The following is a 16,114-nucleotide window of genomic DNA, read 5'->3' as shown; positions in this document are numbered from 1 at the left end:
CAGGGCTGTGATTGTGGTCACATCGCCAGAAAGCGGCCGGGTCTAATGTAACTTCATCAACTGAGGTGGAAGCGTAAGGCCTCAGGAGCTTGAAGGAGCAAGACCATGTTCAAGACTATTGTTACGACTTCCGCCGCAGTGACGATCGCCGCTGGTGCTATGATCTTCGCTGGTTCAAACACTGCTCAGGCCGGTAATGGTTGGGGCGTCGCCGCCGGGGTTGCCGGTGGTTTCGCAGCTGGCGCACTTGTAGGGTCTGCGCTTTCGCAGCCCCGGTATGCTGGTCCTCCAACCTATTATTATGCACCGCGCCGTGTGTATCGCCCGGCACCGGTCGTGACTTATCGTCCGGCCCCGTGGACCAATGCCTGGTACAATTACTGTACCAGCAAATACCGGTCCTTCAATCCGCGAACCGGTTACTATCTCGCATATTCCGGCAACTACCGGTTCTGCCGTTAACAGATATATGCTGGGCGCAATCACCAGCAGCCCCGTAGACTGGTTCGCCAATCTGCGGGGCTTATAATAGGCGCATAATCAGGCGCCAGTTTGCCTCTTCGCCGCCCGCATAACGGTCTCAAGCTGATTGAGAAATCGGGACCGGTCTTGCTTGGTGAAGCTGGGGCCGCCCTCACGGATCTCGCCGATTTCTCTGAGGTGCGTGTTGAGATCCCGCATGGCAAGCCGCATGCCGATGGCATCCTCGCGAAACGGTTTTCCGTTCGGCGATAAGACCTGCGCCCCAGTCTTCACGCAGCGAGCTGCCAGCGGAACATCTGCGGTGATGACGACGTCTCCGGGACCAGAGTGGTCCGCGATCCAATTGTCGGCTTCGTCCGGTCCTTCGGGAACCACGACCCTTTCAATGAGTTCTCCTTCAGGCAGCCGCATCCAGCTGTTCGACACGAACACGATCCTGACTTTGTGGCGCTCTCCGACCCGGATTGTCTCATCCTTGACGGGGCAGGCGTCCGCGTCGACATAAAGGACAGTCATGTTCCAGAGACCTCCGGTGACATTGAGGTAAGATTGGCGGTGATCCCATTAGCAGCCGCCAGTCCAGATGCGAAACAGGCTTGCAGAAGATAGCCGCCGGTTGGGGCTTCCCAATCAAGCATTTCACCGGAGACAAACACCCCCGGCATTTTGCGCAGCATGAGATGTGGATCGACTTCCGCCAAGGCCACTCCGCCTGCAGAGGAAATGGCGCGGTCGATATCGTATGTGGCGGTACAGGTCACCGGAACGGTCTTGATCCGTGTTGCCAAATCTCCGGGGGCTTCCGGGAGGGGGCCACTTTCCCTGATGAGCGCCTGTTCTAGCGGTTGCAAGCCGATCGTCTTTCTAAGAAATGTCGACATGGACTGCTTGCCCCGCGGGCGCCCGAGCTTTTCGTGCAACGTCTGATGAGTGAGTTGGGGACGCAGATCGATCGAAATGGGCGCGGTACCAGATAGGTTGAGCTGCGTCCTGATCTCGGCAGACAAGGCATAGATTGCCCCGCCTTCAAGCCCCTTTTCGGAAAGGATAGCTTCACCTAGAACCGAGTGCGATCCGCTGGTGACCTTGATCCGCTTTAACGGGTGCCCGGCAAACCGTTGTTTGATGAACGCGCTCCAAGACACTTCAAATCCGCAATTGGAAGGTTGAAAGTCAACCACCTCAACCCCGGCGTCGCGCAGTACGGGAACCCAGGCAGCATCAGACCCAAGTTTCGGCCAGCTCGCCCCGCCAAGGGCCAGCAAGACTGCGCGGGACGGCATTGGTGATGGTGCCTCATTGTCTCTTGAAATCAACACATTGCCATCTTGGGAGAACCCATGAAACGTAGAGCGGGTGAGCAAGCGGACACCGCTGTCGTCCAAACGCCGAAGCCATGCACGCAGGAGCGGGGACGCTTTCATGGACTTGGGAAAGACACGGCCACTCGTCCCAACAAAGGTCTCCTGACCGAGCCCTTCGCACCAATCGATCAGGTATTTTGGCGGAAAATCGCAGATGAGGGGTTTGATAAAGTTTTCGGCCTCGCGATACCGGCTGACAAACGTTTCAATCGGTTCGCTGTGGGTCAAATTCAGTCCGCCGCGTCCAGCCATTAGGAATTTCCGTGCCGGCGATGGCATCCGGTCCACCACAACGACGTCATACCCCTTGGCAGACAGGTGTTCGGCTGCAAACAGGCCGGCTGGACCAGCTCCGATGATCAATGCATCTATCATGCGGGCCTTATAATCCGAATGTATTTCCAAAAACCAGAACCGATTGATGAAGGCTCAAGTTGTAAAAGTTGAATTCGGTGTTCAATCTCAAGAATTTATTATTTGTCTTGTGAAATGCTTTCGGGAACGAACAGGTTCTTTTGTGAGTCGAGGTATTTGTTTAGGCACTAGGAGAGCGCACTTGGTGATGAAACGAGAAGAGATAATTGTCGTCGTGGATCCCGATGTCTCAGTGCAATCGGCCATGACAAAACTGTTCTCAGAGCATCACGCGCTTTCTTGTTTTTCAGACGCCGAAGCTGCGATTGAGTTTCTTAAAAAGCATCCTGCAGCAGCGGTTGTCTTTTCTTGTTATAATATCCCTGAGTACGATGGCGTTGCTTTTTTAAGTGAATGCGCAGTCGTGGCGCCGCAAGCGGCCCGTATCATGCTCACACGTGAGGGATCGAAGGACGTCATCAAGAAGGCTCTCAACGAGGGCCACGCGTTCATGTATCTTGAAAAACCCTGTCAGAGAGCTGAAATCATCTCTGCACTTGAGGCTGGTCTCTCGCATCATCGGCAATTGGCAAAAGAACGCGCTCTGCTCGAACGCACCTTATCAGGGTCAGTCAAGATGCTGATCGAAATGCTGTCCGTGTTCCACCCGGAAGCGTTTCGACGGACCCCGATCATTCGCCAGCAGGCAGTCCGGCTTGCCAGGGAGATCGGGCTTAAAAAGACCTGGGAATTGGAAATGGCCGTGATGCTGTCGCCGCTTGGTGAGGCCATGTTGCCCAAGGAGATCCTGTCCCGGTACCGGGCAGCCCGTAACCTTAGCGATGAGGAACGGTCGATTCTGGCCAAAGCTCCGGAACAGACGCGCGATCTTCTGCAAAATATCCCGCAGCTCGAGCGTGTGGCCGATTACCTTTATTTATCAGCCTGCGGCTACGACGGCTCCGGGTTTCCGGAAAACGGGCCAGAGGGCGACAAGATCCCGCTGGTGTCCAGGATCCTGAAGCTGCTCACCGACTTGTGGTATGCATCCCCCGAAGGGGGACCGGATGCTGCAGCTTTTGACGCGTTGATGATCAACTGGCGGCAATATGACCCCCGGCTTTTGGAGTTGGCCAAAGAGATCCTTTTGAAAGAAAAGCCTGCGGAACAGAAAACTCTCTTCCAGCATTGCTACATCCGTTCACTGCGGCCCGGGGATGTCCTTGTGGATGATGTGCGGACTGAAACATCTTTTGAGTTGGTTTTGGCCCGCGGTCATTTGCTCACCCCGACGATGATCCGGCGGTTAGAACACTTCAACAAAACGTCTGGTGTGCGGCAGCCGATTCGTGTGAGGCGATCCAAAGCAGCCGAACCGGTTCTTAACGAAACCGCTTGAAGCTACTTTCGGCCGGTCTTTCTCAACAGCTCGGCTTCATAGGCTTTGGCGACACGTAGAAAACGTCCGTGCGCATAGTTCATTGCCAGAATGAAGCCCCACCAGCCGTATTTGCGGTATTTCCGGACAAAATAACCTTTGAAGAAGCTGACCGGAAATTCGGTCAAGAGCCGGTATTTCGGTATTTTCCGGCCTCGGTCCAGCATATCCTGAACCTGCATATCCGAATAGCGGTTGTATTTGCCGACGCTGAATTCAAGAGACCTGTCGGACCGGTGGGCCATGATGCCTTTAAGGTCGCCTAAGGTCGCACCTTCCTGCGGCCGGACGGTGTCGTGAACGGTAGAGGCCGAGAAGCGTCCCTTACGGCGGTCATAAAGCCGGATTTGGTTGTAGCCGTAGGCCCAAGACGCTGGTTCTGTTTCATGCGGAAACGTATCCCGGATCATAATCCGCCAGGCATCTGAAGCCATGTAGCTCTGGTCATCGAATTTTGTTTTGATCTCGGCCGCAAGCGCCGGGGTGATTTCCTCATCAGCGTCCAAGTTGAGGAGCCAATCGTTGCGGCATTGGTCTTCGCCGAAGCGTTTTTGTAGGCCATAGCCCGGCCACTCATTGAAAACGACCCTTGCACCAAGGGACTCGGCAACCGCGACCGTCTCATCTTCCGAGCCGCTGTCTATCACGATGACTTCATCGACCCAGCCGACAACGCTTTTGATTGCAGCCGGGATCCGATCAGCTTCATTTTTTGCGATGATGAATGCTGACAATGGAAGGCGTTGGGTCATTGGATATCCGGAGTCGTTGCGCCTGCAATCCGGAACACATCCGGCGCGCTGTTTTAGCTGTGCCCGAATGGATTTTGAAGAGGCAACAAGGCATGCTCTTTCAAAACGCTGCAATTGGATACTTAAGATGTAAGGGCACTACATTCGTGGCTGCAAAAAAATAGCCCCGCAAGTCGGGGCCAAAAATCAAATCAAAAAAGGACCAAAACAGTCGTTTGCTCTAAACAACTTCCTAGATACTCATCCTCTGTGACAAACAAATGACCCGACAGATGCGGCTTTGGCATCCTGCGGGTAAAGCAGATTGAAACTCTCCGTATCGGGATTTTGAATTTACAATAAATAGCTGAATTAAATCATGAAAAATAATTTGAATGACGTTTAGGTCAATTTCTTCTTGCAAAGCAACATCGAAGCTGGGAGTGTAAGGTCAAATTGAAAGGCGCAGTCGGCTTATTGGTGCAGTTTGGAATATGAATTGCCTAACGGGACTGTGCAGAGCTTTCGGGTTTGGAGGAAATGTCATGACTGCTGCGATGGTTGGGTGGGCGCATCTGCCTTTCGGGAAACACTCTGACGAAACAGTTGAAAGCATGATCGTGAAAGCGGCGACAGACGCCATTCACGATGCGGGCATTTCTCCTGAAGATGTCGACGAGATTGTTCTCGGTCACTTCAACGCTGGATTTTCGGCGCAGGATTTTACCGCCGCGCTTGTGCTGCAGGCCAATCCAGCGCTCCGGTTCACTCCGGCAACTCGGGTCGAGAACGCATGTGCGACCGGGTCTGCCGCCGTTCATCAGGGCGTCCGCGCGGTGTCGTCCGGCGCAGCACGATTTGTACTCGTTGTCGGTGTGGAGCAAATGACGACCACCCCGGGGCCGGAGATCGGCAAGAACCTGCTAAAGGCGTCTTACTTGAAAGAGGATGGCGACACACCGGCAGGATTTGCGGGAGTTTTCGGCAAGATCGCGGATTCCTATTTTCAGAAATACGGCGATCAGTCCGATGCTTTGGCAAAGATTGCTGCCAAGAACCACAAGAACGGTGTGGGCAACCCTTATGCGCAGATGCGCAAGGATTTGGGATATGAGTTCTGCCGGGATGAGAGCGAGAAAAACCCGTTTGTGGCAGGTCCGCTGAAGCGCACCGACTGTTCGCTCGTCTCAGATGGCGCTGCGGCCATGGTCCTGACAGACCCGGCGACAGCGCTTGGTATGCAAAAGGCCGTTGCCTTCCGCGGTCTGGCGCATGTGCAGGACTTCCTGCCGATGTCGAAACGCGACATCCTGAAATTTGAAGGTTGTTCAAAAGCTTGGGGCCAAGCACTCGGGGATGCGAACCTTGCCATCGACGATCTTTCATTTGTCGAGACACACGACTGCTTCACCATAGCCGAGTTGATCGAATACGAGGCGATGGGACTGACCAAAGAGGGTGAGGGCTCACGGGCTGTTCTCGAAGGCTGGACCGAAATGGATGGCAAGTTGCCTGTCAATCCGTCTGGCGGTCTGAAGGCCAAAGGTCACCCGATTGGCGCAACCGGCGTTTCCATGCACGTTCTAACGGCCATGCAGCTGACCGGGACGGCGGGCGATATCCAGGTAAAAAACGCGGAACTTGGCGGGATCTTCAACATGGGCGGCGCAGCTGTCGCCAACTATGTTTCGATCCTTCAGTCGATGAAATAAGTCAAACACCTCAATTGAACTGAACAAGCCTGCCAAGCGCCGGCTTGTTGTGTTTCTGCTATGGCATTTTGCAGCCATGCTTTAGCCGAAGGCCCCCTTGCGTTGCCTTCGAACGCATGATTTGACCATCACATGGGAAAATCACAAACGGGCGCAGTTGCCGCCGGTCACAATCTCACAGCTAAAGCCGGTGCAGAGATGCTGCGCGAAGGGGGTAATGCCGTTGATGCCGCCATAGCCGCCTTGGCCATGGCTTGTGTTTGCGAACCGGTTCTCGCATCTCCCGGTGGTGGCGGATTTGCCATGATCCGGGACGGGAACACCGGAAAAACACAGCTCCTCGATTTCTTCACGCAAACGCCACTTGAAAAACGCGGCAACGCTGAGGATGGATTTCAAACCATCGAAGCAGATTTCGGACCGACCAAACAGATCTTCCATATTGGTCCGGCCACGGTGGCCACGCCCGGATTTTTGGATGGGCTGGACGCCCTATCAAAACGAGGCGCGCGCCTCACGCTTCAAGATCATTTTGCACCGGCTATTGAGGCGGCCTCTTCCGGCTTCAAACTGACCGGGTACCAAGCGTACCTGTCCACCGTTGTTGCGCCAATCCTGATGGCAACAGAAGCTTCCCGGAACTTGTTTGCGCCTGTAGGTCAGCTGCGAGGTGCAGGCGAAACCTTCGTCAATCCCGGGCTTGCCGAGACGTTTCGGGTTCTAGGCCAAACCAGCTGGCGCGACAGCGAAATAGCCGGGGCGCTGCTGGAAGAACAAGCGGCAAACGGCCATCTTTCCGAGGCAGATCTATCGGCTTACCGGGTTGAAGAGCGGGAGCCGCTCTCTTTGAGCGTGGGCGAAGCGCGCGTGTTTTTAAACCCGCGTCCAGCTGCCAGCGGAACTTTGATTCAGTATGCTCTTCAACATCTCGGCGACTGTAAGCCGGTGTCCTTGGCAGCCGCTTTGAACGCTGCAGATGAGGCGCGCCTTTCAGCGCGCGGTGATCTCAGCGCACTCTTGAAACATCCTCTGCGCCAAAACGGAACCACACATATTTCGGCTGTCGATGCAGACGGGAATGCGTGTTCTGTCACGGTCTCCAACGGGACTGGCAGCGGCGAGATCGTCAACGGGTTCGGCTTCATGCTGAACAATATCCTGGGCGAGGAGGATGTAAATCCAGGTGGTTCCGCTGGTTGGCCGGTGAATACCCGCCCAGCCTCCATGATGTGCCCTACTCTGCTGGAGACGTCGGATGGGCGATTGATTGCGCTGGGCTCGGGCGGCTCCAGCCGCATCAGGTCGGCAGTTTTCCAGGCCGTGGCGCGGCTGAGTTTTGGTGGCGTACCCCTGCCCGAGGTTGTCCAAATGCCACGTCTTCATGTCGAGAACGGTCACCTGGATGTAGAAGCTGGATTGGAACAGCATCATCTGGCAGACCTGATCAACGCGTTTTCAGATCACCGCATTTGGGCGGAGCCGAACATGTTCTTCGGCGGCGTGCATGCGGTTCAAAAAACTGGTAGTGGCGAGTTTGAAGGCATTGGTGATCGCCGGCGGGAAGGCGTCGCAGTAATAGTGGACTGAGCAGCTGTCCAATCGCCCGAGGGCCGAAAAGGCTTGCCTGCCCTCGGGCGCAATTCGTCGCCGTTACTGAATGGCCGCTATGGCGCGGCTGAAACCGGTCAGCGGAACGTCGATCTTCTGGCGTTGACTGGCTGAAGCGGCAAAGTCGATTTGCAGCTGCGCTCCGGCCTTCATCGCTTCAATCATGGCATCGGTTGCCGGGGCGCTGATATAGCAGCCACGTTGATCGCATGTGCTGATGGTCATGTCGCCAATCTGCGTGCCGTCAACGGTCAGCTTCACCTTCCCAGGAAGATAAAACCCGAGTGGAGCCTGCATCTGGAAGACTGGCGCGGCGTTGTTCCCCGGATAGATTATATCCACCTTGAAGAGCAACTGACCGCTCTCCTTCACGCGAAGGCTTTGGCTGGCCTCGCACGTCAACGCTTCTGCGGACCGGGAGGCACCGGCACATCTTGTTTGCCAGAGTTCGCCCTGTTCAGCCTGCTGGGCTTGGACTGGAGTTCCCTGAAGAAACATGACGGTGAGGGCCGCGGTAAGTGAAAGCGAAAAGCGCATGATGTGACTCACAGATTGGCGATTGGTTGGTCTTGGGAGAATAAAACCGGGAAGTGCGGCGGGCTGAAACTGGCAGCCTCACTTGACCGTATAACTCGTTTTTTCGACTCATTTGTTAGCCCGAAACGGGTGTCAATTCCTAGCCCTGACTTTGGAATTTCCGTTTGTCACATTGGACCGGGTGTCCGTTGGATTTGAAAGGTAGTCGAGCTTTCTGTGGTTAGGAGAGGCCCTCGCCGCGATCGGCGTGTAGGGACCAGCAAATGAACGCATGCATCGCCGAAGCGGCAAATCAGGAAAATCTATTCCGCAATCTCTTCCGGCTTTGAAATCCCGTACCCGGCACTTCTCTCCGCCACCGCTTACATTCAGGTCATCAAATTGGGATTGGAGACCCTTGCTGATGGCAAGCCGCAGATCACAGACAGAAAAAGCACGCAAGAAGCCGGAAGACCGGCTGGATGTCTTCCCGGCATTCATGAAGGTCGCGGGTAGGCGTGTTGTCGTTGTCGGACATGGCGGTGAAGCTGCTGCCAAGGTGCGCCTTCTGGGCGAAACCAATGCGGATATCGTTGTGGTCGGACAGGACATCGATCACGAACTGCAATCCGCCGTCGATCTGTTCTCCGCGACCCATATCGCCGAAGACTTCAAGCCAAGACATCTGACCAATGCGGCCATGGTCTTCTCCGCAAGGGAAGACTGGGATCTGGACAAGGCGGTCATTGAGGCGGCTCGGATCATGGGCGTACCGGCGAACGCGGTCGATAAGCCTGAGATCTGCGATTTTTACACTGGCGCACTCGTCAACCGGGCGCCGATTGCCGTAGCGATCACATCTACCGGCGTCGGACCGGTTCTGGCGCGCCATATCCGCGCCCGTATCGAAGGTATGTTGCCGCGGTCGACTGGCGCGCTTGCAAGGCTTGCCGAGAATTTCCGTGATGCGGCTTCAAAAGTCATTTCTGACGGCAATCTGCGCCGGAGTTTCTGGGCCCGGTTCTTCTCCGGTTCGGTCGCAACCAATCTTTATGCCGGCAAGGCAGACGTTGCCCGAGCAGAAGCGCAGCGCCTTTTGAATAGCATGGCCGATGAGCCGGGGTTTGTGTGGCTGGTGGGTGCCGGGCCTGGAGCTGAGGATCTTCTCACGCTTCGGGCTCAGCGCCTCCTACAGGAAGCCGACGTCATCGTACATGACGCGCTCGTTCCAGCTGATGTGGTGGCGATGGGGCGCCGGGATGCCGAACGGATTTCCGTTGGTAAGCGCAAGGGCGCCCATTCCGTGCCGCAATCCGAAATCTGCGATTTGCTGGTGAAGCTCGGATCTAAAGGCCTCAAGGTTGTCCGTCTGAAAGCCGGGGATCCCATGATCTTCGGCCGGGCAGCAGAAGAAATGGAGGCGCTCCGCGCCGGAGGGATCGGCTTTGAAATCGTTCCCGGTGTGACAGCAGCCTTTGCCGCCGCAGCCTCGGCGCAGATCCCGCTGACGTTGCGCGGCGTCGCCTCCAACCTCGTTTTTGCCACAGGCCATAATGCGAAGTCGGAAACACTGCCTGATTGGGCAGGTCTGGCGCTGAAGGGCGCAACCGTTGCTGTCTACATGGGTCGGACCGTTGCAGCGTCCGTCGCGGATCGTCTCATTGGCGCGGGCATGACCCCATCCACCCCTGTTGCGGTCATCGAGAATGCCGCGCACCCCGATGAACGTCAGTTTGCCGGTGATCTGTCCGAGCTTGCGGTCCTGTCGAACCGCGCTGAGATCGATGGACCGGTTTTGATCGTGGTTGGCGAGGCCGTTGGCCATGCCGCCCTTGAACAGGCCGAACCGCTGGCGCCGCAGCTCGTGCGTGCCGTCGCGGCGGCTTGAGGAGATAAGTTTATGAAAGTCATTACAGCCAATCGCCTTCTGGATGGCGATGTCGTCTGGCTCGGTGAAAACGAGGTTTGGGTCGAGCGTGTCACGCTGGCTCGAACCTTTGATGGCAAGGATGCTGTTGCCGAGGGGCTGTCGATTGGCGCAGCGGCAGAAAAAGACCAGAAGGTCGTCGGCGTCTACGAGATGGATGTGACCATTGAAGACGGCGTCATTGTCCCCGTGCGCTTGCGCGAACGTATCCGGGCGAAAGGTCCGACCACCCATCCGCAATTCGGAAAACAGGCTCAGGCCGTTTCCGCCTGACACCAGAGCATCGGGCGTTTTGTTGGAAACGCCCAAAGATGCTCGGCCACTACAGAAGCGATCAGCTTTGGGCGTGAAATCGATCCCGATTTAATGCCCGCTGATCTAGCACAAGCGGCGGGCAGCGCCGGAACGAGCAGCGCCCGGCAGGAGAGACAGATGTACCGTTACGATGAATTTGACGCGAGTTTCGTCAACCAGCGCACCGAACAGTTCAAGGACCAGGTCCGCCGCCGCATGGCCGGTGAACTGTCCGAGGACGAGTTCAAGCCGCTGCGCCTGATGAACGGCCTTTATCTGCAGCTTCATGCCTACATGCTGCGTGTTGCCATTCCCTATGGCACGCTGAACGGTCGCCAGATGCGCAAGCTGGCGCATATTGCCCGGACCTACGACAAGGGCTATGGCCACTTCACCACACGCCAGAACATCCAGTTCAACTGGCCGAAGCTCGAGGACACTCCGAAAATCCTTGAAGAGCTGGCCGAAGTGGAAATGCACGCCATTCAGACCTCCGGCAACTGCATCCGGAATGTGACGGCCGACCATTTCGCCGGTGCTGCGGCCGACGAGATTGCTGATCCGCGTCCCTATGCGGAAATCCTGCGCCAGTGGTCCTCGCTCCACCCGGAGTTTTCGTTCCTGCCGCGCAAGTTCAAGATCGCGATCACCGGCGCGCCGAATGACCGGGCTGCCGTTCAGGTGCATGACATCGGTCTGCAGTTGACCCGCAATGAGGCTGGTGAGATCGGCTTTGAGGTGTTTGTTGGCGGTGGTCTCGGCCGGACACCGATGATCGGCCGCAAGGTCCGCGACTTCCTTCCGGAAGAAGACCTGCTTGCCTATTCCGAAGCAATCCTGCGCGTTTACAACCGCTACGGCCGCCGGGACAACAAGTACAAGGCGCGGATCAAGATCCTTGTGCATGAAACCGGCCTGGAAGACCTGAAGGCGGATATCGAAGGTGAATTTGAGAAGATCCGCTACGGTGTTCTTCGTCTGCCGGACGAAGAAGTGCGTCGGATCGAAGCTTACTTTGTGCCCCCTCCGCTCGAGGTCGGGTCAGACATCTCGGCCAAAGTCGAAGTGCGCCGTGAGACGGACGCTGCTTTTGCACAGTTCCTTGCCCACAATCTCAATCCGCACCGCGTGCCGGGCTACACATCCGTGACCCTGTCTATGAAGCCGATCGGCGGTATCCCGGGCGATGCATCCGATGCGCAGATGGATGTGATTGCGGATCTTGCCGAACGGTATGGACAGGATGAAATCCGGATTTCCCATGAGCAGAACGTGATCCTGCCGCATGTGAAACTGGATGACCTTCCGGCTCTGTTCGACCAGTTGGTCGCAGCGGACATTGCCGAAGGCAACGCCGGGTTGATCACCGACATCATTGCCTGCCCTGGGATGGATTACTGCGCGCTCGCAACGGCCCGTTCAATCCCTGTGGCTCAACGGATTTCCGAACGCTTCGGCACAGCTGAGCGTCAGGCCGAAATTGGCGAGCTGAAGATCAAGATTTCAGGCTGCATCAACGCCTGTGGGCACCACCACGTCGGTCACATCGGCATTCTCGGCCTCGAGAAAAAAGGCGAAGAGTTCTACCAGGTGACGCTGGGCGGTTCGGCCAACGAAAACGCATCCATCGGTGAAATCGTCGGGCGCGGGTTCTCCTCCGAAGAGGTCGTCGACGCGATTGAGACACTGGTCGACACCTATCTTGAACTTCGGTCCGGCAAGGACGAAACCTTCCTGGATGCGTACCGCCGGGTCGGGGAGGCGCCATTTAAGGAGGCCCTTTATGGCGCTGCATGAAACCTTCAGCCTCGGCGTTGATCCGGAGCTCGGGCTTCAGGCGGAAGTCGCCGCGCTGAACGCCCAGTTCGAGGACGCCGTTGCGCAGGACATCCTTCAGGCCTCTATCCGGCATCAATTCGCCGGGGAAATCGCCATGGTGTCCAGCTTTGGCGCGGATTCTGCGGTGCTCTTGCACATGGTCTCACAGGTGGACCCAACGACACCGGTTTTGTTCGTCGACACGGTGAAACTGTTTCCGGCGACGATCCTTTACCGGGAGGAGCTGGTCGCCAAGCTTGGCCTCACCGATGTACGCACGTTCAAGCCATCCAAGGATGACCTTGCCGAAAGAGACCCTGCCGGCATGCTCTGGATGAGCGACACGGATGCGTGTTGCCATATTCGCAAGGTGGTGCCGCTCGAACGAGCATTGCAGGGTTTTGAAGCCTGGATTTCCGGCCGGAAACGCCATCAGAGTTCAACACGGTCTGAGTTGGATTTTTTCGAAATCGACGCCGGGCGGGTCAAGATCAATCCGCTCGCCGACTGGTCAGCGGCTGACATCCTGGACTATGCGAAGAGCCATAACCTGCCACCGCATCCGCTAGTCGCCGAGGGCTATCCGTCAATCGGTTGCTTGCCCTGCACAAGCAAGGTGGCGCCGGGCGAAGATCCACGCGCGGGCCGCTGGCGCGGTCAGGACAAGACAGAGTGCGGCATTCATTGGCCGACCCATGGCAAGGAAATTGACGGCAGCGGCATTTGAGCCGCGCCGCTGAGAGAGTTTGAGGACGCGAAAAATGGCAACGATCTACAAAGACGGTGAGTTTGTCGAGGAAACCTGGAACCGGGCGGATGCTGAAACCGGTCCGGCCGTGGACGGTGATCTGCTGGTTCCGGTCTCCCTGTTTCTTGAGGCGCCGGAAGCGTACCTTTGCCGCGCCGGGAAAACGGCTTTGCTGGTCGAGGCCGGGGAAAAAGTCGAACTTGCTGCGGAACATTTGGGTAAGTTTGCCTACGTCGCTGTGGCTTTTCCAAGCTTCGCCGATGGCCGTGGTTTCTCAACCGCCCGCGACCTGCGGGAGCACCTGAACTATCAGGGCGATATCCGTGCAGTTGGCAGCTACATTCTGGATCAGGTGCCGCTCGCCCGCCGTTGCGGCGTCTCAAGCTTCGAGATTTCCAAGCCCGAAGTTCTGAAAGCCCTGAAGGCTGGAGAGTGGCCGGAAGTCACCAAGTATCTGCAACCGGCTTTCGGCTTGATCGAAGAAATTCCGGAAGGCACCCGGCCCTGGGCCCGCCGCTCGCACCGCGATGTAGCCATTGCGGCAGAATAGAGCGACTCCATCAAGGTGGACCCGACGGGCGGCAACAGACCTTCAGATCAGGAAGGGTCTGGGTTTCGCAACTGATGCCGTAGGATCGCTCCGATAATATCGGAGTAGTCGTCTGTCCAAGGTAGCGTTCCACCGGAAGCAACCTTTTTCCAACGTGGATCGCTTGACAGTGGCCCTAGTTGCTCGTCGGTTTTGGCTAATACGACCGTTTTGGCCGGAAATATCTTTCTAGCGCGTTCAGTTTTGTCTCGCTCAAACTGAGCAGATCGGATTGCCAATCCCTCTTGTTCGGCAATTGCCGCCAGGATCGATTCAAGTTCTAGATGACGGTTAGAGATATGCATGGCCAAAAGGCCATTGGGTGCCAGTTTGGAAAAATAGATATTTAGCGCTTCGAGCGTCATTAGATGAACTGGGATTGAGTCTGATGAAAATGCATCAATTAGCATGAAATCAAAATGGCGATCAGGCTCATAAGCAAGTGTAAGTCTCGCATCTCCAAGAACCTGTCGAGCATCCGGTGCGCAATCGGTAATGAATCTGAAGTATGAGGGGTTTGAGGCAATATCAATAACTGCTTTATCAATTTCAAAAAAAGTCCAACTTTCCTTCGGCTTACTATGGCATAAGAAACTTCCGGTACCGAGTCCGACAATGGCCCCCCGATTGATTTGGCCGCCTGAATTTTCTCGTGCAGCCCGCAGGACTTCGGCCATTTCTCCTGATTGGTGGTAATATGATAGCGCTTCGGGCGCGCCTTGCCCCACTTCAGGCGCGAATGCTGACTCATGCGTTACACCGTGAACGGTTGTTCCATGAAGCATGAGGCGATGCTGGCCATCCGAAGAAGAATTGACTTTAATCACGCCGAAAAATGATCGTTCGGAATACATGTTGTTGCCCAAGTGCAGACTTGTGATGGCAAGGGGTATTGCGGCTATGAGTAGCGAAAGTGCAGCAGGCTGAGATCGTAATTGAACAAACGCAGCGAAGGTCACCATACCAATCAGGAGCAGAAGGACGTGGGAGCGTTTCAATAGTGTGGAACTAGCTTCAGACTGGAGTGCGAAAGAAAGCAGGGCTGCTAGGCCAATACCGATCACCAGTCCCGTCAAAAGAGATTTTCCACTCGTCTTCCGCTTGTAGGGCAGCAAGAATATGACTGCCAACATGAGTAGTGGGAACTCTGCAACCCAGTCAAAAACGCGGGGAGCTATGAGGCCGGCAAATACGCCGCCGATAACACCGCCTAGAGACATCCAGAAATAAAAAGATGTCAACTGCGTTGCATCAGGGCGACGACTATAAAGCAGAGTATGACAGAACAAAGCTGCCAAGAAAAAACAAAGAAGAGTTAGGATCAGAGAACCAACTATATTGGGTGTTGGAGTGAAAAAAATCACAAACGTCGCTATGATCAAAACCCACGGAAATACGTTTGACAAGAATTTTAAAGAAATTGGAGGTGATTGCCGAAAGGAAAGTACAAAGGTCAATAAGAAAAGTGAAAGGGGAATAACCCATAAGAATGGTGCAGAAGCTAAGTCGATCGAAATAAAAGCGGTGACTGCAACTGTGAGGCCAGACGGTATCGCTGCAATGCCGACGATGAATGCTTTTTGAACCACCGTCATATTTTCTAAAGGTTGACTGCAGTTTGCCTGTTCAGGCAGAGAGCAAAAAGCCATGCTTGTCGGATTTAACCGCGGAAGCAAGTAGCTTGAGCATAGTAATATTCCAACAAGAAGTATTGTATAGCCGCCAGCCCATAATATAGACTGATTGCTTAAAGTAAAATTTGGTTCAATCAGCAATATATAGATATAGAGCGAAAAAAAGCTTCCAATGTTGCTTGCCCCGTACAAGAAATACGGATCTTTAGCATGCGGGTGGCCCGACTTCGAGAACCATGCTTGGAGAAGCGGAGCGTTCGCTGCCACTGCGAAAAACGGTACGCCAATTGACGCGCCAAACAGACCGATCAACCAGAATTCTTGACCTGATTCTGGCGGCGTTTCCCAACCGTTTGCTATGTCCAGGGGAAGAAAGAGGACGGCAGACGTAAGAACCAGTGCGTGTATTGCAACCGCGTATTGAATGCCAACATAACGGGTGAGTAAATGCGCATAGGCATACCCGAGCAAGAGTACACTTTGAAAAAATATCATCGCCACAGACCAAACGCCGGGCGAGCCGCCAAGTTTCGGCAAAACAAGTTTTGAGAAGTACGGCTGAATGGCAAAAAGAAGTAAGGCACTCACGAACAGTGTGGCTGTGAAAACCGGGAGAACGATCGACGGGGTTTGATTTTTTGAAGAATTTTCGTCAGAAAATCTATCGAATGGCAATGACATTGAATGGTGATCTCCTTATCGCCAACAATGCGTAGCGAAAATTCTTTAACATTCGTTCAGCAAAATTGAGACCTACAGGATTTAGTATCTGAAGCATCTCAATTGGCGTTGCCCGCTGGACCGACAAAATGTGACCAGGAGCGTGTAAACAGTCTGATAGGTTAGGGGCGCATCGATCCGGATAAAACTTTTGTTGGGAGCAGCAGATTTATCTGCG

14 protein-coding genes are annotated in these 16,114 nt (G+C 55.2%); 9 read left to right on the top strand and 5 right to left on the bottom strand.

All coding sequences use genetic code 11. From position 1 onward, the window contains the following. The first annotated feature begins 105 nt into the window (after positions 1-105). Positions 106-462 carry a BA14K family protein gene (locus SADFL11_RS14020; RefSeq protein WP_040451488.1) on the top strand — a complete coding sequence of 119 codons (357 nt, stop codon included), beginning with the start codon at positions 106-108 and terminating at the stop codon, positions 460-462. A gap of 78 nt (positions 463-540) precedes the next feature. On the opposite strand, the gene SADFL11_RS14015 is transcribed toward SADFL11_RS14020, so the two are convergent. Continuing rightward, positions 541-999, bottom strand: coding sequence for a YaiI/YqxD family protein (locus tag SADFL11_RS14015; protein ID WP_008190868.1), 459 nt, complete (start codon positions 997-999; stop codon positions 541-543). After that, positions 996-2,222 (bottom strand): TIGR03862 family flavoprotein, encoded by a 1,227-nt coding sequence (locus SADFL11_RS14010; protein ID WP_040451490.1) that lies wholly within the window; start codon positions 2,220-2,222, stop codon positions 996-998. The genes SADFL11_RS14015 and SADFL11_RS14010 overlap by 4 nt, the downstream gene beginning before the upstream one ends. Positions 2,223-2,409: 187 nt before the next feature. Here SADFL11_RS14010 and SADFL11_RS14005 point away from each other — a divergent pair, with 187 nt between their 5' ends. Continuing rightward, the gene (locus SADFL11_RS14005; RefSeq protein WP_008197363.1) at positions 2,410-3,600 is read left to right on the top strand and encodes an HD domain-containing phosphohydrolase; all 1,191 of its coding nucleotides are present in this window, start codon (positions 2,410-2,412) and stop codon (positions 3,598-3,600) included. A 2-nt stretch (positions 3,601-3,602) separates the two neighbouring features. Here the strand turns inward: SADFL11_RS14005 and SADFL11_RS14000 are convergent, their stop codons facing one another. Further along, on the bottom strand, positions 3,603-4,391 hold the full coding sequence (locus SADFL11_RS14000) for a glycosyltransferase family 2 protein (RefSeq protein WP_040451492.1): 789 nt from the start codon (positions 4,389-4,391) through the stop codon (positions 3,603-3,605). Between the two features lie 524 nt (positions 4,392-4,915). On the opposite strand from SADFL11_RS14000, the gene SADFL11_RS13995 reads away from it, so the two are divergent. Next, positions 4,916-6,082 (top strand): acetyl-CoA acetyltransferase, encoded by a 1,167-nt coding sequence (locus SADFL11_RS13995; protein ID WP_008195881.1) that lies wholly within the window; start codon positions 4,916-4,918, stop codon positions 6,080-6,082. 132 nt (positions 6,083-6,214) lie between these two features. Further along, on the top strand, positions 6,215-7,669 hold the full coding sequence (locus SADFL11_RS13990; protein WP_008193773.1) for a gamma-glutamyltransferase: 1,455 nt from the start codon (positions 6,215-6,217) through the stop codon (positions 7,667-7,669). A 63-nt stretch (positions 7,670-7,732) separates the two neighbouring features. Here SADFL11_RS13990 and SADFL11_RS13985 read toward each other — a convergent pair whose 3' ends face one another. Further along, positions 7,733-8,227: an invasion associated locus B family protein gene (locus SADFL11_RS13985; protein ID WP_008189562.1), complete on the bottom strand. Its 495-nt coding sequence runs from the start codon at positions 8,225-8,227 to the stop codon at positions 7,733-7,735. A gap of 403 nt (positions 8,228-8,630) precedes the next feature. On the opposite strand from SADFL11_RS13985, the gene cysG reads away from it, so the two are divergent. The 5 genes from cysG (at position 8,631) to SADFL11_RS13960 (ending at position 13,543) form a co-directional block, all read left to right on the top strand. Continuing rightward, entirely contained in the window at positions 8,631-10,094 is a 1,464-nt protein-coding gene (gene cysG / locus SADFL11_RS13980) for a siroheme synthase CysG (protein WP_040451493.1), read from the top strand. Between the two features lie 12 nt (positions 10,095-10,106). Continuing rightward, positions 10,107-10,406 carry a DUF2849 domain-containing protein gene (locus SADFL11_RS25465; protein ID WP_008192738.1) on the top strand — a complete coding sequence of 100 codons (300 nt, stop codon included), beginning with the start codon at positions 10,107-10,109 and terminating at the stop codon, positions 10,404-10,406. 159 nt (positions 10,407-10,565) lie between these two features. Beyond that, entirely contained in the window at positions 10,566-12,224 is a 1,659-nt protein-coding gene (locus tag SADFL11_RS13970; RefSeq protein ID WP_008197335.1) for a nitrite/sulfite reductase, read from the top strand. After that, a complete protein-coding gene (locus tag SADFL11_RS13965) occupies positions 12,211-12,972 on the top strand; it encodes a phosphoadenylyl-sulfate reductase (protein WP_008194125.1) in 762 nt (253 codons plus the stop codon). Before SADFL11_RS13970 ends, SADFL11_RS13965 begins: the two co-directional genes overlap by 14 nt. 34 nt (positions 12,973-13,006) lie before the next feature. Next, the gene (locus SADFL11_RS13960) at positions 13,007-13,543 is read left to right on the top strand and encodes a DUF934 domain-containing protein (RefSeq protein ID WP_008188862.1); all 537 of its coding nucleotides are present in this window, start codon (positions 13,007-13,009) and stop codon (positions 13,541-13,543) included. Between the two features lie 47 nt (positions 13,544-13,590). Here SADFL11_RS13960 and SADFL11_RS13955 read toward each other — a convergent pair whose 3' ends face one another. After that, entirely contained in the window at positions 13,591-15,897 is a 2,307-nt protein-coding gene (locus SADFL11_RS13955) for a fused MFS/spermidine synthase (RefSeq protein ID WP_040451496.1), read from the bottom strand. Between the last annotated feature and the right edge of the window lie 217 nt (positions 15,898-16,114).

The sequence above is a fragment of the Roseibium alexandrii DFL-11 genome, assembly GCF_000158095.2.
Lineage (GTDB): Bacteria > Pseudomonadota > Alphaproteobacteria > Rhizobiales > Stappiaceae > Roseibium > Roseibium alexandrii.
The sequence above is the reverse complement of the archived record's forward strand: the minus strand, read 5'-3'. Positions and strand labels throughout refer to the sequence as shown.